This is a genomic window from Alkalibacillus filiformis, from assembly GCF_030814115.1.
GTDB classification, from domain to species: Bacteria; Bacillota; Bacilli; order Bacillales; family Alkalibacillaceae; genus Alkalibacillus; species Alkalibacillus filiformis.
In genome coordinates this window covers 37,145-55,189 of the sequence record NZ_JAUSUP010000008.1, presented here as the reverse complement: position 1 = coordinate 55,189, position 18,045 = coordinate 37,145, and the positions used below count along the sequence as shown (strand labels likewise).

Genomic DNA, 18,045 nt, shown 5'->3' with positions numbered 1-18,045 from the left:
CAACTCGTTTTAGTTAAGCCCTAAACGTTCAAAGATCATATCAACGTTTTTCAAGTGGTAAGTTGGATCAAAGCATGCTTCTAAGTCCTCTTCGCTAATAGAACTAGTGATTTCATCTGTTGTGCGAATAAGATCTGGGAACGAAACGCCTTCTTCCCAAGCTTGCATCGCTAACGGCTGTACGAGGTCATAAGCTCGCTCGCGTGAGAAACCTTGATCAATTAACGTCAGTAACACACGCTGAGAATAGATCAGGCCGTATGTACGGTCCATATTAGCTTTCATGTTGTCTTCAAACACGGTTAACTTCTCAACGATGCCCGAAAAACGACTTAGCATATAATCTAACGCAATCGTAGCATCTGGAATAATGACACGTTCAGCCGATGAATGTGAGATATCGCGTTCATGCCATAGTGCGACATTTTCGTAAGCGGTCATCATATATCCACGGATCACGCGTGCCATCCCTGTCATATTTTCTGAACCGATCGGGTTACGTTTATGAGGCATAGCAGATGATCCTTTTTGCCCTTTTGCGAAAAACTCTTCAACTTCACGCGTTTCACTCTTTTGTAGACCGCGGATTTCAACTGACATTTTTTCAATGGATGATGCGATTAACGCTAACGTTGACATGTAATCAGCATGACGGTCTCGTTGAAGTGTTTGAGTTGAAATCGGTGATGGTGTAAGACCAAGGTTTTCACAAACATATTTCTCTACGAACGGATCGATATTGGCATATGTACCAACAGCACCTGATAATTTTCCTACTTCAATTCCTTTAGCTGCCGCATCAAAACGTTCAATATTGCGCTTCATCTCTTCATACCATAACGCAAGCTTCAACCCGAAAGTTGTTGGCTCAGCATGAACACCGTGCGTACGTCCCATCATAATCGTATATTTATGCTCTTCAGCTTTCGCCTTAATGACTGATAAGAAGCGATCTAAGTCTTGACGGATGATATCGTTTGACTGTTTAATTAAGTACGATAATGCGGTATCAACAACATCTGTTGACGTTAAGCCGTAATGCACCCACTTCTTTTCTTCACCTAACGTTTCTGAAACAGCACGTGTAAATGCGACCACATCATGACGTGTTTCTTGTTCAATCTCATGAATGCGATTGACATCAAAAGAAGCGTTTTTTCGGATTTTCTCAACGTCTTCTTTTGGTATGTCGCCTAACTCAGCCCAAGCTTCACAAGCTAAAATTTCAACTTCTAACCATGCTTGAAACCTATTTTCTTCTGTCCAAATATTGCCCATTTCTTCACGTGTATAACGCTCGATCATGTTGTTCCCTCCAAATGTTTAATTGTTCAATCTGTTTTAACATATCATTAACATCGTTTCCGACAAAGTTTATATGACCCATTTTTCGATTTTGTTTAGCTTCGGCTTTCCCATATAAGTGAAGCTTGGCTTGGGGTAAGCTGACGACTTTCTCCCTTGCTCCTTCTAAGTGTTGACCGAGAATGTTTGTCATAACAACGGGGTTCATTAGCGTTCCTTCACCCAACGTCCAACCACAAATCGCTCTAACATGTTGTTCAAATTGTGAAGTTATACAAGCATCCATCGTATAGTGCCCTGAGTTGTGCGGCCTTGGTGCTACTTCATTCACATAGATTGTGTCGTCTTGACCTAAAAATAACTCGACACCTAACGCGCCAATGACATCAAGCGTTTCAGCCACAGCAATCGCAACTTCCCTTGCTTGCTCTTCAACTTGTTCAGACAATCGTGCTGGCACGATTGATTGATGTAAAATATGATTGACGTGAATATTTTCAGACACTGGGTACGTCATCACTTCGCCTGTAGTACTTCTAACGACCATGACTGATAATTCTTGTTTAAAATTAATTTTCTCTTCTAATATGCAAGGACCTTGTTCTAACAGTTGGCTTGCTTCATTTAAATCAATATTAGATTCAATAACGACTTGACCTTTACCGTCATAACCGAATCGTCTCGTCTTAAGAATCGACGGAAGACCGATTTGGTTGACCGCTTCAAGTAAGTCACTATTAGTATCTACCAATTTATAAGAAGCAACTTTTGCACCACTTCTTTCGATTGCTTCTTTTTCAAAAGCACGGTCTTGTGTCGTTTGAATCAATTGGCCTCCTTGTGGTAGATACGCTTCTTGATCTAAATACTCCAGCACTTTCACATCGACATTCTCGAATTCGTATGTGATCACATCAGCTACATCTTTTAACCTCTTAGCCGCTTCTAGACTTGAATACGGTGCGATGATTTCTTCATCCGCTACTTGCCCTGTCGGTGAGTTAGGTGTAGGGTCTAAAACGGCGGTTTTAAACCCCATCGCCTTTGCTGAAAGTGCGATCATTTGTCCAAGTTGTCCTCCACCAATAATTCCAATGGTTGATTCTGGTCTAATTAAACGTTCCATGATTGAAGCTCCTCATTACTAGTTTCCACTTTATCTTTCATCGCTTCACGATATCTTTTTAGTTTTTCATAGATTGATGAGTCAAATGCTCCTAACTGTTGAGCTGCTAATAAGCCAGCGTTTTTCGCTCCGGCCTTACCAATCGCTACTGTCGCTACAGGCACACCAGCTGGCATTTGTACAATTGATAGTAACGAATCTAATCCATTTAAAGTTTTCGATTGAACAGGTACACCAATTACCGGTAATACTGTTTTAGCAGCAACCATACCCGGTAAGTGAGCAGCTCCACCTGCACCAGCTATAATCACTTTTAATCCTCGTTCGTAAGCTTGATCCGCATATGTAAACATCTTCTCAGGCGTACGATGAGCAGACACGACTTCTTTTTCATACGGAATCTCCAACTCTTCCAACAGTTCACACGTATGCTTCATCGTCTCCCAATCCGACGTGCTTCCCATAATGACACCTACCATTGCTTCCATCTAGGTCATCCTCTCCTTGAGAAAAATAAAATGCAGACTACTCTCCCGTATGAGGAAAGCAATCTGCATAAATGTTCAAAACTATATACTACACCCTTGTAGCCAGATTACTCCCCCATAGTCCAGTCGTTTACGGCAACCGGGTAGAGACTTTTGGGCCATATTCCCAATATTATATGAGGGTATGTAGTTGTTAAATTTCGTATTTACATATATATTATAACATGGTTCACGGAACAATCAATGACATTTTCATTAAAATCCGAAAAAAATATATGATTGACGAATTAATGTTCGGTTTTTAGTAAATAACTTTCCATAAACACAACCCATGACTAGGTGCTGTCATACCAACCACTTTGCGATCTAACGTTTCTAATGCCTGTGTAATACACGTTTCATCTTTTCTTCCTAACCCAACCTCTACTAACGTGCCAACGATAATGCGAACCATATGAGTTAAAAAGCCGTTTCCTCTTACTTCAAATATAATTCGTCCATTTTCCTCCCAAATATCAATCGACTTAATTGTCCGCGTTTTATCGCCTTTTACGTTTGATTTTGAAGCAGAGAAGGCTGTAAAGTCATGTGTACCTTCTAGTAATTTAGCGGCTGACCTCATTCGCTCCATACTAAGCGGCTTAATAACATGCCATTCATACAACCTTTTAAACAAATCATATTCTCGTTGATTAATGACTTGGTAACGATAAACTTTCTCTTTTGCACTTTTTCGAGCATTAAACGATTCGTCTACTTTTTCGACATGCTTTATTTGTACATCACTTGGGAACAAAGTTTGTAGTGCGTTACGCCATGCCGAACAGTCTAAGGTCATCGGTGAATTAAAATGAATAACTTGGTCATTGGCATGAACACCAGAGTCCGTTCGACCAGATGTATACACTTTCATTTCTTGTCGGTGCATTTTCGATAAGGCTCGTTCAATAACTAGTTGAACGGTTCGTTGATTAAGCTGCACTTGGTACCCTGCAAAATTCGTTCCATCATAGGCTATATGAAGCTTTATTCGTTCCATGATTCTACTCCTTACACTCTAATCATATAAAAACTTACAAGAAAAGCAATTAAACTCATAATGACTATATAATCCATTTTACCAAACGATAACTGACGTAGCTTTGTTCGTCCTTCTTCCCCTTGATAACCTCTAGCTTCCATTGCTAAAGCTAAATCTTCCGCTCGTTTAAAAGAACTGATGAGTAACGGAATAAGTAAAGGTAATAAAGCTTTAAAACGGTCTTTAAGTTTTCCTTTTGTATAATCTAACCCTCGAGCTGCTTGTGCTTTTGAAATTTTGTCCATCTCTTGCATAAATGTTGGGATAAACCTTAGCGAGATCGACATCATTAGGGCTACTTCATGAACAGGAAAACGCACTTTCTTTAATGGCTTTAAGAGTGCCTCTATTGCATCTGTAACAGCAATAGGTGTGGTCGATAACGTTAATAGCGTGGCTAACACGATTAATAAGAAAAATCGAGTTGCTATACTAGCTCCTTGATATACCCCTTGTTCATACACGTTTATTCCTAAAAAGCTAACTAAAACGTTTCCTCCACTATTAAAAAACAAGTGAAACATAAAGGTTATAATGATAATCCACCAAACTGGCTTTAATCCCTTTAAGATATACGATACAGGAATACGTGATAGCGCCACACTCGTAAAGACAAAAAAGTATAATAACACATAACTCCAAAGATTGTTCGCCATAAAAACAGCAAACACAAAGATAAAAATAATAATTAATTTAAGCCTTGGATCAATTTTATGGACAATTGATTCTCCTGGTACATATTGGCCGATAATCAAAGATTGATTCAAGACGTCGCACCGCCTTTCAAATGCTTAATTAATGTGCGACTAATCGTTTGTTCATTGATGTCCTCTTCTTCCCATAACACTCCTAAATGGGCCTTCATATACTCAACAAACTCTACAGGTTCAGGTACTTCAAGACCTATTGCCTTTAAGCGCTCACGCTCATTTATGAGTTCACGTGGACTTTTGAAACAATCAACTGTTCCTTGGTTTAACACAACGACCTTCTCGGCGTATTTCATTGCATCATCCATATTATGTGTGACTAACACAACGGTATGTTGCTTATTTTCATGTAAGCTCTGAAATAGCTGCATCATCTTTTTTTGACCTAGCGGGTCTAACCCTGCTGTTGGCTCATCTAAAACTAGCACTTGTGGCTTGGCTAATAACATACTAGCTAGCGCAACTCGTTTCATTTGGCCACCACTTAATTCAAAGGGAGACCGGCCAAGAGCTGACTCATCTAACCCTACTTCTTGTAGCGCTTCACTTAATTCTGTTTCGACTTGTTTTAAATCGAAACCAAAGTTTTTAGGACCAAACAGTAGCTCTTTCTTCACTGTTTCTTCAAATAACTGATGCTCTGGATATTGAAATAGAAGGCCCACTCTTTGTCTTATCGTTTTTATTTGCTCATGATCAGCTCCAGGCAACTCGGTGTTACCTAAAGTTATACGGCCACTTGTCGGCTGTAATAACGCATTTAAGTGTTGAAGCAAGGTTGACTTACCAGACCCAGTGTGACCGACAATCGCCACGAACGAACCAGATTTTATTTCCAAAGAAATGTCTTTCAACGCTTGGTGACTAAATGGTGTGTTCGGTTGATATGTATAATTTACGTTTTCAAATACAATGTCCATAGTTCGTCCACCAATTCCTTAAAATGTAATGGTTCTTCTTTAACTGCAAATGACTCCCGCTTCAACGAGTGATACACTTTTGTAATTAATGTTGGTTCTAAGCCGACTTCTTCTAACTTTTCACCATATTGAAAAAGGTGGCGCGGTGTGCCTTGAAACCAAATACTCCCATTATGAAGCGTAATCACTCGATCAGAGTATGCCGCTTCATTTAAATCGTGTGTAATCGTAATGATCGTTAAGTTATATTGTTCATGTAAATATCGCATCGTTTCAATAATCTCTTTTTTCCCAATCGGGTCTAACATCGATGTTGCTTCGTCAAATACAATAATTTCAGGCCTCATAGCTAATACACTAGCAATAGCTATTCGTTGCTTCTGACCACCAGATAGTTTAGTTGGTTCATGGTTTTTATACTCAAGCATATCAACTTGCTTTAAACTTTCATCAATTCTTTTGATCATTTCTTCACGAGGTACGCCTATATTCTCTAAACCGAAGGCTACGTCGTCTAATACTGTTGTGCCAACAAACTGGTTTTCTGGATTTTGAAAGACCATACCTACATGTCTACGAACTTGGTAAACTGTATCATCAGTTATTTCCGTATCGTCGATTATAACTCGCCCTTCTACCGGTCGTAATAAGCCGTTAAGTAACTTTGCTGCTGTAGACTTACCAGAGCCGTTCTGTCCAAGAATTGAAACCCACTCACCTTCGTCAATACTTAGATTAACATCATTAAGTACATAGGGTGAATTTGATTTATATTGATAAGACACTTGATCGAACTGAATCAATAACAGCACCCCTCTAATAACTTTTTATCAATTGTATCATATAATTTTAAATGTTGAACTAGAGTAGATCGTTGTCTTTAACCATAAAAAAAGGGCCCAGCTCCCACTTTTACATGGAATCTGAACACCCCTCTTTCTTTAATCATTCAATTAGTCAACTAATTCAATAATCACTGTTTTTGCTCCGTCACCTTTACGCTCACCTAGTTTAAGAATACGAGTGTATCCACCTTGGCGGTCTTCAAAACGTGGAGCAATGTCAGAGAATAGCTTTTGTAATGCGTTAGTTCCTTCTTCGTCAGTTTCTACTTTACGTAGATATGACTCTGCCTGTCTACGGGCATGAAGGTCTCCACGCTTACCTAATGTAATCATTTTTTCAACAACTGGTTTTAGCTCTTTAGCTTTAGTTTCTGTCGTTTCAATGCGCTCATGAACGATTAAATCAGTCGCTAAATTACGTAGAAGAGCTAAACGTTGATCAGTCGTACGACCTAATTTCGCTTTTGCCATCCTTTAAACCTCCTTTGTTTAGGAATTCACTGATGCTTATACTAATCTTCTTTACGTAAGCCTAAGTTCAGGGCATCAAGTTTATTTTTAACTTCGTCTAAGGATTTACGTCCTAAGTTACGCACTTTCATCATGTCTTCTTCGGATTTTTGTGTTAGTTCTTGTACTGTATTAATACCCGCACGCTTTAAGCAATTGTAAGAACGAACTGATAAGTCTAGTTCTTCAATTGTCATTTCTAACACTTTTTCTTTTTGGTCTTCTTCTTTCTCAACCATAATCTCCGCTTTTTGCGCTTCATCAGTTAAGCCAACAAATACATTTAAGTGTTCAGTAAACACTTTAGCACCTAGAGAAATAGCTTCCTCTGGGCGAGTGCTGCCATCAGTCCATACGTCTAATGTCAGCTTATCGAAATTTGCAACTTGACCTACACGCGTGTTTTCGACTTGGTACGTTACACGTTCTACTGGTGTGAAGATTGAATCAACTGGAATGACACCGATCGGTTGCTCATCACGCTTATTTTCTTCAGCTGGGCGATATCCTCTACCCTTCGCTGCGAAAATTCTCATGTTAAGCTTACCGTTACCAGTGATTGTTGCAATCTTTAATTCAGGGTTAAGCACTTCAACATCACTATCATGTTTAATGTCTGCTGCAGTTACTTCCCCTTCTCCCTGGACATCAATTTCTAGCGTTTTTTCATCATCTGAATAAATCTTTAAAGCTAACTTTTTAAGATTTAAGATAATCGTAGTTACATCTTCAACAACATAGTCTAATGTTGTAAATTCATGTAACGCGCCTTCAATTTGAACAGACGTTACTGCTGCTCCTGGAAGTGAGGATAGTAAGATACGACGCAAGGAGTTACCCATTGTAGTACCATATCCACGTTCCAATGGTTCAATAACAAATTTACCGAACTTAGCATTTTCGCTAACTTCAATCGTTTCAACTTTCGGTTTTTCAATTTCAATCATTCACAAAACCCTCCTTCAAAACGTCGAAACAACGATGATCGTTTTCATCGAAATTCCAAAAAACGGGTAGGTTCCACGCAGGAAACGCGGAACTAAACCCCATATAACCGTGCAAAGCTATTTAAAGCCATCATATCCCATTATAGACGGGTTGACAAATTATATACTTCCAATTAAACACGACGACGTTTTGGTGGGCGGCAACCATTGTGAGGTACCGGTGTAACATCAACAATTGCAGAAATTTCTAGCCCTGCAGCTTGTAATGAACGAATAGCTGCTTCACGACCTGCACCTGGGCCTTTTACAGCCACTTCAATAGTTTTCATACCGTTTTCTTGTGCTGCCTTTGCCGCAACTTCCGATGCCATCTGTGCTGCGAATGGAGTAGACTTACGGGAACCTTTGAAACCTAAAGATCCAGCACTGCTCCATGCAATAGCATTTCCGCTATCATCTGTAATTGTCACAATCGTATTGTTAAACGTTGAACGAATGTGAGCAACACCAGACTCTATATTCTTTTTCACACGACGCTTTCTACGTGTAGTTGTTTTATTACCCTTACGAGCCATGACTAGCATACCTCCTTTGTTCAATTATTTTTTCTTATTCGCTACTGTACGGCGTGGACCTTTACGTGTACGAGAATTGTTCTTTGTCTTCTGTCCACGTGTTGGTAGGCCACGACGATGACGGAGTCCACGATAAGAGCCGATCTCGATTAAACGCTTAATATTTAGAGACGTTTCACGACGAAGGTCACCTTCTACCGTGTATTGATCCATTTCTTTACGAATGTTCGATAGTTCTTCTTCTGTTAAATCACGTACACGAGTTGTTGCATCAACACCTGCAGCTTCTACAACTTTACTTGCAGTTGTATGACCAACACCATAAATGTACGTTAGCGCGATAACAATACGCTTTTCACGTGGTATATCTACACCTGAAATACGAGCCATGCGTGCATTGCACCTCCTTAAAATTATCCTTGTTTTTGTTTGTGTTTAGGATTTTCGCAAATTACCATTACTTTACCCTTACGGCGGATAACTTTACATTTTTCACAAATAGGTTTTACTGACGGTCTTACCTTCATTTTCCTACCTCCTCTTAGCTCGGAGTATTCTCGTTATTTATAACGATATGTGATTCGACCTCTTGATAAATCATAAGGTGACATCTCTACCGTAACTTTATCTCCTGGTAAAATACGGATGAAGTGCATACGAATTTTACCTGATACGTGTGCAAGGATTTCATGCCCATTTTCTAACTCTACTTTAAACATTGCGTTTGGTAAAGTCTCAAGCACTTTTCCTTCCATCTCAATTACATCGTCTTTCGCCATCGAGAGAATCTCCCTTCTTCCAACCTGTCATCGATTCGTTGACAAATTTTGATATTGCGAAGCGAAGTTTTCCGTTTGTGACTCGACCAGTTTCTTCTAAGCTGCGTGCTACTTCTGGAGAAACATAATCGATTAATTCGACATGATGAAGGTTTTTGCGCTTCGGCCGATCGAACTTACGTTTTTCGCCATCTGCTAGCTTAACAAACTTCCGATCATCAAAGCCAATAATTATTGCATATTGTTCTGATTCACGACCTTGTTTAATCCTCACTAACTGTCCTAATTTAGGACAACCCGAATCTCCTTCGTTCAACCGTCATCACCTTCACTTAAGCTTTCGTTAAAATCTCATAACCATCTTCTGTTACAGCGATTGTATGCTCAAAGTGAGCACAAAACTTCTTGTCTGCTGTCACAACTGTCCAGTCATCATCTAATGTTCGGACGTAACGTTCGCCTAGATTAACCATCGGCTCAATTGCTAATACCATTCCTTTTTTCAAACGTGGACCTTTATTGGGTGGACCAAAGTTTGAAATATGAGGGTCTTCGTGAATATTTTGGCCAATACCGTGACCGCCGTATTCTTGAACAATCGTATAACCATATGGTTCAACATAACTTTGAATGGCATGCGAAATATCTGTTAAACGATTGCCTGGTTTAATTTGTTCTAAACCTTTAAATAAAGACTCCTCTGTAACATCAAGCAACTTTTGTGTTTCATCATCAATGTCGCCAACAGCGTAAGTCCATGCTGAGTCGCCGTGATAGCCATTGTAATTAGCACCAATATCGATACTAATAATGTCACCATCATTTAATTCGCGATCACTTGGAATTCCGTGAACTAGCTCTTCATTGACAGATACACAAATGCTACCACTGAAACCGTTATAACCTTTAAAAGAAGGTGTTGCATCATGACTACGAATAAACTTTTCGGCTATTTCATCGAGTTCATTTGTCGTCACACCTGGCTTGATATGTTTAGCTAACTCTTGGTGAGTTAACGCTACAATCTTACCGGCTTGACGCATAATCTCAATTTCCCGTGGTGTTTTTCGAATGATCATTTAGCTAAGCCTCCGATTTTCTCATCGATTTGTACGAACACATCATCAATATGCTGATCGCCATTAACATCGACAAGGTAGCCTTTATCGCCATAGTAATCTAATAATGGTTGTGTTTGTTCCACATTGACCTTAAGACGATTTTTAACAGTTTCAGGTTGATCGTCTTCACGTTGCATTAATGCTGCACCGTCAACGTCACACTTACCATCTTCCTTAGGAGGGTTGAACTCAACGTGATAAGTTGCACCACACTCAGGACAGATGCGACGACCAGTTAGACGATCGACTAACTTTTCTTCTGGAACTTGAACATGTAATACATAATCAAGTTTAGTGTTTAATTCACTCAAAAGGTTTTCTAGAGCTTCTGCTTGAGCTACAGTTCTAGGAAAACCATCTAATAAAAAGCCTTTATTACAGTCTGGCTTGCTTAAACGTTCTTTAACAATACCCACTGTTACTTCATCAGGGACTAAGTCGCCTTGATCCATATAAGACTTTGCTTCTTTTCCTAATGGCGTTCCTTCTTTGATCGCAGAACGGAACATATCTCCAGTTGAGATATGAGGGATGTTATATTTTTCTACGATTTTTTCTGCTTGAGTGCCTTTACCAGCACCTGGCAGTCCCATCAAAATAAGATTCATATCTTTCCCCTCGCTCTCATAAATCCATGGCAGTTGAGCTCTTATTTAATAAAGCCACGATAGTGACGTTTTACTAATTGACTCTCTAACTGCTTCATAGTATTTAGCGCTACACCTACAACGATCAGTAGACTTGTTCCACCGATTTGAACCGCTGCTGGTAAGTTCGCTATGCTTCCTAACATAATAGGGAAAATTGCTACTACAGCTAAGAACAATGCTCCAACAAACGTTAAACGATACATAACACGTGTCAAATACGTTTCTGTATTTTGACCCGGACGAATCCCTGGAACATAACCGCCTTGTTTCTGTAGGTTTTCTGCCATTTGTTCAGGATTAACTTGAACAAATGTGTAGAAATACGTAAATGCAATGATTAAAGCGAAGTAAATTGCCATTCCAACTGGCTCTGTGTAATCAAATACCCAAGCCATTGTTTGTGCAAATTCGTTACCTTCAAAAAAGCCAGAGATAGTCTGAGGTGCGATGATAAACGAAATAGCAAAAATGATCGGAATAACTCCCGCTGCATTTACCTTTAATGGTAGATGTGTTGACTGCCCTCCAACTGGAGAACGGTTAACTGTTCTCTTTGCATACTGAATTGGAATCTTACGTAGTGCTTGCTGAATGAAGATTACACCAACAATTACAGCAATCACGACTAAAGTGATGATTCCTAAAACAGCTAAATTAATAAATAATTGATCTCCAGCTCCTGAGATATATTGCTCGTAAAGCTGATTTAATCCTGTTGGTATCCCTGCAACGATACCTGCAAAGATTAGAATTGATATTCCGTTACCTACGCCATACTCCGTAATTTGCTCACCAAGCCACATTAAGAATGTTGTACCACCTGTTAGTACAACAGCAATTGTTAAATACGTAACAGGAGTAGGATTTGTAATTAAAGAACCTTCTGTAAGGTGGTTAAATCCGATTGACATTCCAATTGCTTGAATAAAAGCTAAAACTACAGTGAAATAACGTGTGAATTGCGCTAGCTTACGACGTCCCATTTCCCCTTGTTTACGCCACTCTGTAAACTTCGGAACAACATCCATTTGAAGTAACTGCATAATAATAGCTGCAGTAATGTATGGGAAAACTCCCATCGCAAAGACAGAGAACTGACTCAATGCTCCTCCTCCGAATGTATCAATGAACCCGAAAGCATTAACTTCATTCATCATTGTTAGAGCATCACTATCAGCAAATGGAACCGGAATGAATGTACCGATTCTAAAGACGATTAAAATTGCAAGGGTGAAAAGGATCTTCTGTCTAATGTCAGCTACGCGAAATAAATTGGAAAATGTGCGGAACATTAAATCACCTCAGTTTGACCGCCTGCCGCTTCAATAGCTTCTTTAGCAGAAGCAGAGAACTTATCAGCTTTAACAGTCAGATTTTTATCTAGGCTACCATTACCTAGTACTTTAACTCCTGCTTTAATCTTGCTGATTGCACCTGTTTCTAATAGAAGTTCTGGTGTTACTTCAGTTCCTTCTTCAAAACGATTAAGAGTGTCTAAATTGACAATTGTATATTCTTTTCGGTTAATGTTCGTAAAACCACGTTTTGGTAGGCGCTGGTATAGAGGCATTTGACCACCTTCGAAACCAGGACGTACGTTGCCGCCTGAACGTGCTTTTTGTCCTTTATGACCACGGCCTGATGTTTTACCATTGCCTGTAGACATTCCACGACCTACACGATTACGTTTTTTACGAGAGCCTTCAGCTCTTTTTAACTCATGAAGTTTCATCCGTCGAGCACCTCCTCTTTACGATAATCGTTACTTACGCTTCTTTTACTTCTACTAAGTGAGACACTTTATTGACCATGCCACGAATAGCTTCTGTATCATCATGAACGACTGTTTGGCTAATTTTATTTAAGCCTAGAGCTTTTACTGTATCACGTTGATCTTGTTTACGACCGATCACGCTGCGTGTGAGGGTAATTTCTACTTTATTTGCCATTGTTATCCCTCCTTATCCTAACAGTTCCTCAACTGATTTACCGCGTAGTCTCGCTACGTCTTCAGCAGACTTAAGTTCGCTTAAGCCTTGGATTGTAGCACGTACCATGTTGATTGGAGTGTTTGAACCTAATGATTTTGATAAGATGTCATGAACACCTGCTAGTTCTAACACTGCACGAACCGGACCACCTGCGATAACTCCAGTACCTTCTGAAGCTGGCTTCAATAAGATGTTTCCAGCGCCAAACTGACCATGGATTTGATGTGGAATTGTCGTTCCAACGATAGGTACACGTACTAAGTTCTTCTTACCTTCTTCAATAGCTTTACGAATCGCTTCTGGTACCTCATGTGCTTTACCAGTACCGAAGCCAACGTGACCATTCTTGTCACCAACAACAACTAGTGCTGTGAAACGGAAACGGCGACCACCCTTCACAACTTTAGATACACGATTTACAGTAACTACACGCTCTTCTATATCAAGCTTGCTTGGATCGATTTGTTTATTCATGCCTTTCCCTCCTTTACGAGTTGATTAAAATTCTAATCCTGCTTCACGAGCAGCTTCAGCTAGAACTTCAACACGACCATGGTATAAGTAACCACCGCGGTCAAAGACAACTGATTTATAACCTTTTTCTACAGCGCGTTTTGCGACTAACTCGCCAACTTGCTTTGCAGCCTCAACGTTACCTGTTGATTCACCATTAAACTCTTTATCAACTGTAGATGCGCTTGTAACAGTTACACCAGCAAGATCATCAATCAATTGGACATAAATGTGCTTATTTGAACGGTAAACATTTAAGCGAGGACGCTCAGATGTACCGGTTAAATGACGACGAACACGGCCATGACGCTTTTTACGAGTAGCGTTTTTATCTTGCTTCGTAATCATATAGGTCACTCCTTTCTGTCTTTTAACGGATATTATTTAGCAGTCTTACCTTCTTTAATACGTACACGTTCATTTTCGTAACGAATACCTTTACCTTTATAAGGCTCTGGCGTACGGATTGCGCGGATATTTGCTGCAACCGCACCAACTAGTTCCTTATCAATTCCTTTTACAAGGATACGAGTGTTAGTTGGGCACTCAATATCGATACCTTCTACAGGATCGATCTCTACTGGGTGAGAGTAACCAGCGTTAACAACTAGCTTTTGACCTTGTAATTGTGCACGGTAACCAACACCTTGGATTTCTAAAGCTTTTTCAAAACCTTTAGATACACCTTCGATCATATTAGCGATGTTACTACGTGTTGTACCGTGAACTGAACGGTGCTTTTTGTTTTCGCTTGGACGCTCAACAGTTAAAACATTGCCGTCAATGTTAACTTTCATATCTTCATGAATTGTACGTGATAGTTCACCTTTAGGGCCTTTTACAGATACTAAAGTTCCATCAACGTTAACTTCTACATCGTTTGGAATTTCTACTGGCTTTAAACCTACACGAGACATTCCTTTACACCTCCTGACTGTTCAATAGTGATTACCAAACGTAAGCTAGCACTTCGCCGCCTACCGCTTGTTGACGAGCTTCTTTATCCGTTAAAACACCTTTACTAGTTGAAATAACAGCGATACCTAGACCGTTTAAAACACGAGGAAGCTCTTCAGCTTTCGCGTAAACACGTAGTCCTGGCTTACTAATCTTCTTAATTCCTGTAATAACGCGCTCATTACTAGAACCGTATTTTAGGAAAAGACGTAGCACGCCTTGCTTGTTGTCTTCAATATATTCGTAGTCACGAATGAAACCTTCACGCTTTAAGATTTCAACGATCTGTTGCTTCAATTTCGAAGCAGGTACTTCCAATTGTTCATGACGTACCATGTTTGCATTACGAATTCTTGTTAATAGATCTGCAATTGGATCTGTCATTGCCATTTCTCATTACCTCCTTCCCTGCTATGGGCTTACCAGCTTGCTTTTTTAACGCCTGGAATTTGACCTTCGTATGCTAACTCACGGAAACAAATTCGGCATAATTTAAACTTACGAATGACCGAGTGTGGACGTCCACAACGTTCACAACGTGTATATTCACGTACTTTAAACTTTTGATTACGCTTTTGCTTAGCGATCATTGATTTCTTAGCCACAATTTTCCCTCCTTTAAGGTCAAGGTTACTGTCTGAAAGGCATTCCGAACTGAGTTAATAGTTCGCGAGCTTCTTCATCCGTATCAGCAGTTGTAACAATTACGATATCCATACCGCGTATTTTGTTAACTTTATCGTAATTAATTTCCGGGAAAATCAATTGCTCTTTTACACCTAAAGTGTAGTTTCCACGACCGTCAAACGCTTTACTTGAGATTCCGCGGAAGTCACGTACACGTGGTAAAGAAACTGAAATTAGCTTCTGTAAGAACTCGTACATACGCTCACCACGTAACGTTACTTTAGCGCCGATTGGGTTGCCTTCACGTAGACGGAAACCAGCGATTGATTTTTTAGCTTTTGTAACCATTGGCTTCTGACCGGAAATTAACTCTAATTCTTCTACAGCGTTATCTAACGCTTTTGAGTTTTGTACAGCATCACCAACACCCATGTTGATCACGATTTTCTCAACTTTAGGCGCTTGCATTACTGAATTATATTCAAACTTTTCCATTAAACTTGGAATAACTTCGTCTTTATATTGTTGTTTTAATGCGTTCATCAAGTAGACCTCCTTTCATCACAAGAACTATTTATCTAAAGGTTCACCAGACTTCTTAGCTATGCGAACTTTTTTACCGTCACGAACTTCATAACCAACACGAGTCGGTTCATTAGTGTTTGGATCAATAGGCATAACATTAGAAACATGAATTGATGCTTCTTGGTTTAATATTCCGCCTTGTGGGTTTTCTTGAGAAGGCTGTGTGTGCTTTTTCATATAGTTAACACCTTCTACCACAATACGATCCTTCTTAGGAAATGCTTCAAGAATTGTGCCTTCTTTTCCTTTATCTTTACCGGAAATAACTCTTACTTTATCGCCTTTTTTTACATGCATGAATCGTGCACCTCCTTACAAGGCTTTTTTTCTCTTTTATAAAACTTCTGGAGCTAGGGAAACGATCTTCATAAACTTGTTTTCACGTAGTTCACGTGCAACAGGTCCGAAAATACGAGTTCCGCGTGGGCTTTTATCTTCGCGTACGATAACAGCCGCATTTTCATCGAAACGAATGTATGAACCATCTTTACGACGAGCACCACTCTTGGAACGTACAATTACAGCTCTAACAATTTCGCCTTTTTTAACAACGCCGCCTGGTGTTGCTTGTTTCACTGAACAAACAATTACATCACCAATGTTAGCTGTTTTACGTCCAGAGCCACCTAGTACTTTAATCGTTTGTACTTCACGAGCACCAGAGTTGTCAGCAACTTTTAAACGACTTTCTTGTTGAATCATACAAATACAACCTCCCTTCGGAACTAATCCGAGCGATCTTTATTAAATAACAACAGCTTCTTCTACGATTTCGACTAAGCGGAAACGTTTGCTTGCTGATAATGGACGAGTTTCCATAATGCTTACAACGTCACCTTTTTTCGCTTGATTGTTTTCATCATGTGCTTTTAATTTCTTTGAGTATTTAACACGCTTACCGTATAGTGGGTGGAATTTATACGTTTCAACTAAAACAGTAATTGTTTTATCCATTTTATCTGAAACAACACGACCATTATACACCTTACGAGAATTACGTTCAGCCATTGAGGTAACCTCCTCTCAATTATCGATTATTAGCGCCGAGTTCTCTTTCACGAACAACTGTTTTCATACGAGCAATTGACTTACGAACTTCACGGATACGAGCAGTATTTTCTAACTGACCCGTAGCAAGTTGGAAACGTAGGTTGAACAGTTCTTCTTTAAGTGATTTAACTTTTTGTTCGATTTCGGCAGTGGTTAGTTCTCTAATTTCGTTAGCCTTCATTGCTATCACCACCAATTTCTTCACGTTTTACGAACTTCGTTTTTATTGGAAGTTTGTGAGCTGCAAGACGTAATGCTTCACGAGCTACTTCTTCACTTACACCTGCTACCTCAAACATAACTTTCCCTGGTTTTACTACAGCTACCCATCCTTCTGGAGCACCTTTACCGGAACCCATACGAACTTCTAGTGGCTTAGCTGTTTTAGGCTTATCTGGAAAGATTTTAATCCAGACTTTACCGCCACGTTTCATATAACGAGTCATTGCAATACGAGCAGCCTCAATTTGACGACTTGTAATCCATTCACCTTCTACTGCTTGTAAGCCGAATTCACCGAATGAAACTTCTGTTCCACCTCTCGCCTTACCTTTAAGGCTCGTGCGGTGTTGCTTACGATATTTAACGCGTTTAGGCATTAACATATTGCTGATCCCCCTTCCTTATTCATCAGTTTTTGTTGGAAGGACTTCACCACGATAAATCCACACTTTAACACCTAACTTACCGTAAGTAGTGTCTGCTTCTGCAGTACCATAGTCGATATCTGCACGAAGTGTGTGAAGTGGTACAGTTCCTTCGTTGTATTGTTCAGCACGTGCAATGTCTGCTCCGCCTAGACGACCTGAAACTTGTGTTTTAACACCTTTAGCTCCTGAACGCATTGCGCGTTGGATTGATTGTTTCTGTACTCGACGGAAAGATACACGATTTTCTAATTGACGAGCAATATTCTCAGCAACTAGAGTTGCATCTAATTCTGGTTTCTTAACTTCAACGATGTTGATATGAACACGTTTACCAGTTAAATGGTTTAGTTGGTTACGTAGGTTTTCAACTTCTGAACCACCTTTACCAATAACCATACCTGGCTTAGCAGTGTGAACTGAAATGTTAACACGGTTAGCTGCGCGCTCGATATCAACTTTTGAAACCGCTGAGTCTTTTAGACGATCTTGAATATATTCACGAATTTTAATGTCTTCATGTAATAGTTCAGCATAGTCGTTTTCAGCGTACCATTTTGACTCCCAGTCACGAATTATGCCAACACGAAGACCTTTAGGGTTGATTTTTTGACCCAC

General features: G+C 39.7%; 31 protein-coding genes and 1 riboswitch. All 31 genes read right to left on the bottom strand.

The window, feature by feature from the left end:
- Nucleotides 1-9 precede the first annotated feature (9 nt).
- Nucleotides 10-1,305, bottom strand: coding sequence for an adenylosuccinate lyase (gene purB / locus J2R98_RS11270; RefSeq protein WP_307069035.1), 1,296 nt, complete (start codon nt 1,303-1,305; stop codon nt 10-12).
- Nucleotides 1,283-2,431: a 5-(carboxyamino)imidazole ribonucleotide synthase gene (gene purK / locus J2R98_RS11265; RefSeq protein WP_307069033.1), complete on the bottom strand. Its 1,149-nt coding sequence runs from the start codon at nt 2,429-2,431 to the stop codon at nt 1,283-1,285. The genes purB and purK overlap by 23 nt, the downstream gene beginning before the upstream one ends.
- On the bottom strand, nt 2,419-2,919 hold the full coding sequence (purE, locus tag J2R98_RS11260) for a 5-(carboxyamino)imidazole ribonucleotide mutase (RefSeq protein ID WP_307069032.1): 501 nt from the start codon (nt 2,917-2,919) through the stop codon (nt 2,419-2,421). Before purE ends, purK begins: the two co-directional genes overlap by 13 nt.
- Nucleotides 2,920-3,017: 98 nt before the next feature.
- Nucleotides 3,018-3,119: riboswitch (purine riboswitch) on the bottom strand.
- A gap of 101 nt (nt 3,120-3,220) precedes the next feature.
- The gene (truA, locus tag J2R98_RS11255; protein ID WP_307069030.1) at nt 3,221-3,958 is read right to left on the bottom strand and encodes a tRNA pseudouridine(38-40) synthase TruA; all 738 of its coding nucleotides are present in this window, start codon (nt 3,956-3,958) and stop codon (nt 3,221-3,223) included.
- Nucleotides 3,959-3,969: 11 nt separating this feature from the next.
- On the bottom strand, nt 3,970-4,767 hold the full coding sequence (locus J2R98_RS11250; RefSeq protein WP_307069028.1) for an energy-coupling factor transporter transmembrane component T family protein: 798 nt from the start codon (nt 4,765-4,767) through the stop codon (nt 3,970-3,972).
- A complete protein-coding gene (locus J2R98_RS11245) occupies nt 4,764-5,630 on the bottom strand; it encodes an energy-coupling factor transporter ATPase (RefSeq protein WP_307069026.1) in 867 nt (288 codons plus the stop codon). The genes J2R98_RS11250 and J2R98_RS11245 overlap by 4 nt, the downstream gene beginning before the upstream one ends.
- Nucleotides 5,606-6,442: an energy-coupling factor transporter ATPase gene (locus J2R98_RS11240; RefSeq protein ID WP_307069023.1), complete on the bottom strand. Its 837-nt coding sequence runs from the start codon at nt 6,440-6,442 to the stop codon at nt 5,606-5,608. Before J2R98_RS11240 ends, J2R98_RS11245 begins: the two co-directional genes overlap by 25 nt.
- A 141-nt stretch (nt 6,443-6,583) precedes the next feature.
- Entirely contained in the window at nt 6,584-6,946 is a 363-nt protein-coding gene (rplQ, locus tag J2R98_RS11235; protein ID WP_017185214.1) for a 50S ribosomal protein L17, read from the bottom strand.
- 41 nt (nt 6,947-6,987) lie between these two features.
- Nucleotides 6,988-7,932 carry a DNA-directed RNA polymerase subunit alpha gene (locus J2R98_RS11230; protein ID WP_307069020.1) on the bottom strand — a complete coding sequence of 315 codons (945 nt, stop codon included), beginning with the start codon at nt 7,930-7,932 and terminating at the stop codon, nt 6,988-6,990.
- 173 nt (nt 7,933-8,105) lie between these two features.
- On the bottom strand, nt 8,106-8,507 hold the full coding sequence (gene rpsK / locus J2R98_RS11225) for a 30S ribosomal protein S11 (protein WP_307069019.1): 402 nt from the start codon (nt 8,505-8,507) through the stop codon (nt 8,106-8,108).
- Nucleotides 8,508-8,531: 24 nt separating this feature from the next.
- A complete protein-coding gene (rpsM, locus tag J2R98_RS11220) occupies nt 8,532-8,897 on the bottom strand; it encodes a 30S ribosomal protein S13 (protein ID WP_307069017.1) in 366 nt (121 codons plus the stop codon).
- Nucleotides 8,898-8,920: 23 nt separating this feature from the next.
- Complete coding sequence (gene rpmJ, locus J2R98_RS11215) at nt 8,921-9,034, bottom strand: 50S ribosomal protein L36 (RefSeq protein WP_003156543.1); 114 nt, start codon at nt 9,032-9,034, stop codon at nt 8,921-8,923.
- A gap of 33 nt (nt 9,035-9,067) precedes the next feature.
- On the bottom strand, nt 9,068-9,286 hold the full coding sequence (gene infA, locus J2R98_RS11210) for a translation initiation factor IF-1 (RefSeq protein WP_307069014.1): 219 nt from the start codon (nt 9,284-9,286) through the stop codon (nt 9,068-9,070).
- A complete protein-coding gene (locus J2R98_RS11205; RefSeq protein WP_307069012.1) occupies nt 9,264-9,602 on the bottom strand; it encodes a KOW domain-containing RNA-binding protein in 339 nt (112 codons plus the stop codon). The genes infA and J2R98_RS11205 overlap by 23 nt, the downstream gene beginning before the upstream one ends.
- Nucleotides 9,603-9,618: 16 nt before the next feature.
- On the bottom strand, nt 9,619-10,365 hold the full coding sequence (gene map, locus J2R98_RS11200; RefSeq protein ID WP_307069011.1) for a type I methionyl aminopeptidase: 747 nt from the start codon (nt 10,363-10,365) through the stop codon (nt 9,619-9,621).
- Nucleotides 10,362-11,015 carry an adenylate kinase gene (locus J2R98_RS11195; RefSeq protein WP_307069008.1) on the bottom strand — a complete coding sequence of 218 codons (654 nt, stop codon included), beginning with the start codon at nt 11,013-11,015 and terminating at the stop codon, nt 10,362-10,364. The genes map and J2R98_RS11195 overlap by 4 nt, the downstream gene beginning before the upstream one ends.
- Before the next feature lie 41 nt (nt 11,016-11,056).
- Nucleotides 11,057-12,349, bottom strand: a complete 1,293-nt coding sequence (secY, locus tag J2R98_RS11190; protein ID WP_307069006.1) for a preprotein translocase subunit SecY — start codon at nt 12,347-12,349, stop codon at nt 11,057-11,059.
- A complete protein-coding gene (rplO, locus tag J2R98_RS11185) occupies nt 12,349-12,789 on the bottom strand; it encodes a 50S ribosomal protein L15 (RefSeq protein WP_146818162.1) in 441 nt (146 codons plus the stop codon). The genes secY and rplO overlap by 1 nt, the downstream gene beginning before the upstream one ends.
- A gap of 34 nt (nt 12,790-12,823) precedes the next feature.
- Nucleotides 12,824-13,006: a 50S ribosomal protein L30 gene (gene rpmD, locus J2R98_RS11180; protein ID WP_307069004.1), complete on the bottom strand. Its 183-nt coding sequence runs from the start codon at nt 13,004-13,006 to the stop codon at nt 12,824-12,826.
- Between the two features lie 12 nt (nt 13,007-13,018).
- A complete protein-coding gene (gene rpsE / locus J2R98_RS11175) occupies nt 13,019-13,522 on the bottom strand; it encodes a 30S ribosomal protein S5 (protein ID WP_307069002.1) in 504 nt (167 codons plus the stop codon).
- 24 nt (nt 13,523-13,546) lie between these two features.
- Nucleotides 13,547-13,909, bottom strand: a complete 363-nt coding sequence (rplR, locus tag J2R98_RS11170) for a 50S ribosomal protein L18 (protein WP_307068999.1) — start codon at nt 13,907-13,909, stop codon at nt 13,547-13,549.
- Nucleotides 13,910-13,941: 32 nt separating this feature from the next.
- Nucleotides 13,942-14,478: a 50S ribosomal protein L6 gene (gene rplF / locus J2R98_RS11165; RefSeq protein WP_307068998.1), complete on the bottom strand. Its 537-nt coding sequence runs from the start codon at nt 14,476-14,478 to the stop codon at nt 13,942-13,944.
- Between the two features lie 31 nt (nt 14,479-14,509).
- The gene (rpsH, locus tag J2R98_RS11160; protein WP_307068995.1) at nt 14,510-14,908 is read right to left on the bottom strand and encodes a 30S ribosomal protein S8; all 399 of its coding nucleotides are present in this window, start codon (nt 14,906-14,908) and stop codon (nt 14,510-14,512) included.
- A gap of 29 nt (nt 14,909-14,937) precedes the next feature.
- Entirely contained in the window at nt 14,938-15,123 is a 186-nt protein-coding gene (locus tag J2R98_RS11155) for a type Z 30S ribosomal protein S14 (protein ID WP_017185228.1), read from the bottom strand.
- 25 nt (nt 15,124-15,148) lie between these two features.
- A complete protein-coding gene (gene rplE / locus J2R98_RS11150) occupies nt 15,149-15,688 on the bottom strand; it encodes a 50S ribosomal protein L5 (protein WP_307068993.1) in 540 nt (179 codons plus the stop codon).
- Between the two features lie 27 nt (nt 15,689-15,715).
- Entirely contained in the window at nt 15,716-16,027 is a 312-nt protein-coding gene (gene rplX / locus J2R98_RS11145) for a 50S ribosomal protein L24 (protein WP_307068991.1), read from the bottom strand.
- A 36-nt stretch (nt 16,028-16,063) separates the two neighbouring features.
- Complete coding sequence (rplN, locus tag J2R98_RS11140) at nt 16,064-16,432, bottom strand: 50S ribosomal protein L14 (RefSeq protein ID WP_017185231.1); 369 nt, start codon at nt 16,430-16,432, stop codon at nt 16,064-16,066.
- A gap of 42 nt (nt 16,433-16,474) precedes the next feature.
- Nucleotides 16,475-16,738: a 30S ribosomal protein S17 gene (rpsQ, locus tag J2R98_RS11135; protein ID WP_307068989.1), complete on the bottom strand. Its 264-nt coding sequence runs from the start codon at nt 16,736-16,738 to the stop codon at nt 16,475-16,477.
- A gap of 19 nt (nt 16,739-16,757) precedes the next feature.
- Nucleotides 16,758-16,961, bottom strand: coding sequence for a 50S ribosomal protein L29 (gene rpmC / locus J2R98_RS11130; protein WP_017185233.1), 204 nt, complete (start codon nt 16,959-16,961; stop codon nt 16,758-16,760).
- Nucleotides 16,951-17,385 (bottom strand): 50S ribosomal protein L16, encoded by a 435-nt coding sequence (gene rplP / locus J2R98_RS11125; protein ID WP_307068986.1) that lies wholly within the window; start codon nt 17,383-17,385, stop codon nt 16,951-16,953. The genes rpmC and rplP overlap by 11 nt, the downstream gene beginning before the upstream one ends.
- Nucleotides 17,386-17,403: 18 nt before the next feature.
- Nucleotides 17,404-18,045, bottom strand: coding sequence for a 30S ribosomal protein S3 (gene rpsC, locus J2R98_RS11120; protein WP_307068984.1), 642 nt, complete (start codon nt 18,043-18,045; stop codon nt 17,404-17,406).

Excerpts from the sequence above, each read along its gene's own strand:
- purK (WP_307069033.1), bottom strand. The coding sequence starts at position 2,431 with ATGGAACGTTTAATTAGACCAGAATCAACCATTGGAATTATTGGTGGA.
- rplX (WP_307068991.1), bottom strand. The coding sequence starts at position 16,027 with ATGCATGTAAAAAAAGGCGATAAAGTAAGAGTTATTTCCGGTAAAGAT.
- J2R98_RS11245 (WP_307069026.1), bottom strand. The coding sequence starts at position 5,630 with ATGGACATTGTATTTGAAAACGTAAATTATACATATCAACCGAACACA.
- rplO (WP_146818162.1), bottom strand. The coding sequence starts at position 12,789 with ATGAAACTTCATGAGTTAAAAAGAGCTGAAGGCTCTCGTAAAAAACGT.
- rpsK (WP_307069019.1), bottom strand. The coding sequence starts at position 8,507 with ATGGCTCGTAAGGGTAATAAAACAACTACACGTAGAAAGCGTCGTGTG.
- rpmJ (WP_003156543.1), bottom strand. The coding sequence starts at position 9,034 with ATGAAGGTAAGACCGTCAGTAAAACCTATTTGTGAAAAATGTAAAGTT.
- rplP (WP_307068986.1), bottom strand. The coding sequence starts at position 17,385 with ATGTTAATGCCTAAACGCGTTAAATATCGTAAGCAACACCGCACGAGC.
- rplF (WP_307068998.1), bottom strand. The coding sequence starts at position 14,478 with ATGTCTCGTGTAGGTTTAAAGCCAGTAGAAATTCCAAACGATGTAGAA.
- rplR (WP_307068999.1), bottom strand. The coding sequence starts at position 13,909 with ATGATTACGAAGCAAGATAAAAACGCTACTCGTAAAAAGCGTCATGGC.
- rplQ (WP_017185214.1), bottom strand. The coding sequence starts at position 6,946 with ATGGCAAAAGCGAAATTAGGTCGTACGACTGATCAACGTTTAGCTCTT.
- J2R98_RS11195 (WP_307069008.1), bottom strand. The coding sequence starts at position 11,015 with ATGAATCTTATTTTGATGGGACTGCCAGGTGCTGGTAAAGGCACTCAA.
- infA (WP_307069014.1), bottom strand. The coding sequence starts at position 9,286 with ATGGCGAAAGACGATGTAATTGAGATGGAAGGAAAAGTGCTTGAGACT.
- purE (WP_307069032.1), bottom strand. The coding sequence starts at position 2,919 with ATGGAAGCAATGGTAGGTGTCATTATGGGAAGCACGTCGGATTGGGAG.
- rpsH (WP_307068995.1), bottom strand. The coding sequence starts at position 14,908 with ATGGCAATGACAGATCCAATTGCAGATCTATTAACAAGAATTCGTAAT.
- rpmD (WP_307069004.1), bottom strand. The coding sequence starts at position 13,006 with ATGGCAAATAAAGTAGAAATTACCCTCACACGCAGCGTGATCGGTCGT.
- rpsM (WP_307069017.1), bottom strand. The coding sequence starts at position 8,897 with ATGGCTCGTATTTCAGGTGTAGATATACCACGTGAAAAGCGTATTGTT.
- map (WP_307069011.1), bottom strand. The coding sequence starts at position 10,365 with ATGATCATTCGAAAAACACCACGGGAAATTGAGATTATGCGTCAAGCC.
- rpsQ (WP_307068989.1), bottom strand. The coding sequence starts at position 16,738 with ATGGCTGAACGTAATTCTCGTAAGGTGTATAATGGTCGTGTTGTTTCA.
- rplE (WP_307068993.1), bottom strand. The coding sequence starts at position 15,688 with ATGAACGCATTAAAACAACAATATAAAGACGAAGTTATTCCAAGTTTA.
- truA (WP_307069030.1), bottom strand. The coding sequence starts at position 3,958 with ATGGAACGAATAAAGCTTCATATAGCCTATGATGGAACGAATTTTGCA.
- rpmC (WP_017185233.1), bottom strand. The coding sequence starts at position 16,961 with ATGAAGGCTAACGAAATTAGAGAACTAACCACTGCCGAAATCGAACAA.
- secY (WP_307069006.1), bottom strand. The coding sequence starts at position 12,349 with ATGTTCCGCACATTTTCCAATTTATTTCGCGTAGCTGACATTAGACAG.
- purB (WP_307069035.1), bottom strand. The coding sequence starts at position 1,305 with ATGATCGAGCGTTATACACGTGAAGAAATGGGCAATATTTGGACAGAA.
- rpsE (WP_307069002.1), bottom strand. The coding sequence starts at position 13,522 with ATGAATAAACAAATCGATCCAAGCAAGCTTGATATAGAAGAGCGTGTA.
- J2R98_RS11230 (WP_307069020.1), bottom strand. The coding sequence starts at position 7,932 with ATGATTGAAATTGAAAAACCGAAAGTTGAAACGATTGAAGTTAGCGAA.
- rplN (WP_017185231.1), bottom strand. The coding sequence starts at position 16,432 with ATGATTCAACAAGAAAGTCGTTTAAAAGTTGCTGACAACTCTGGTGCT.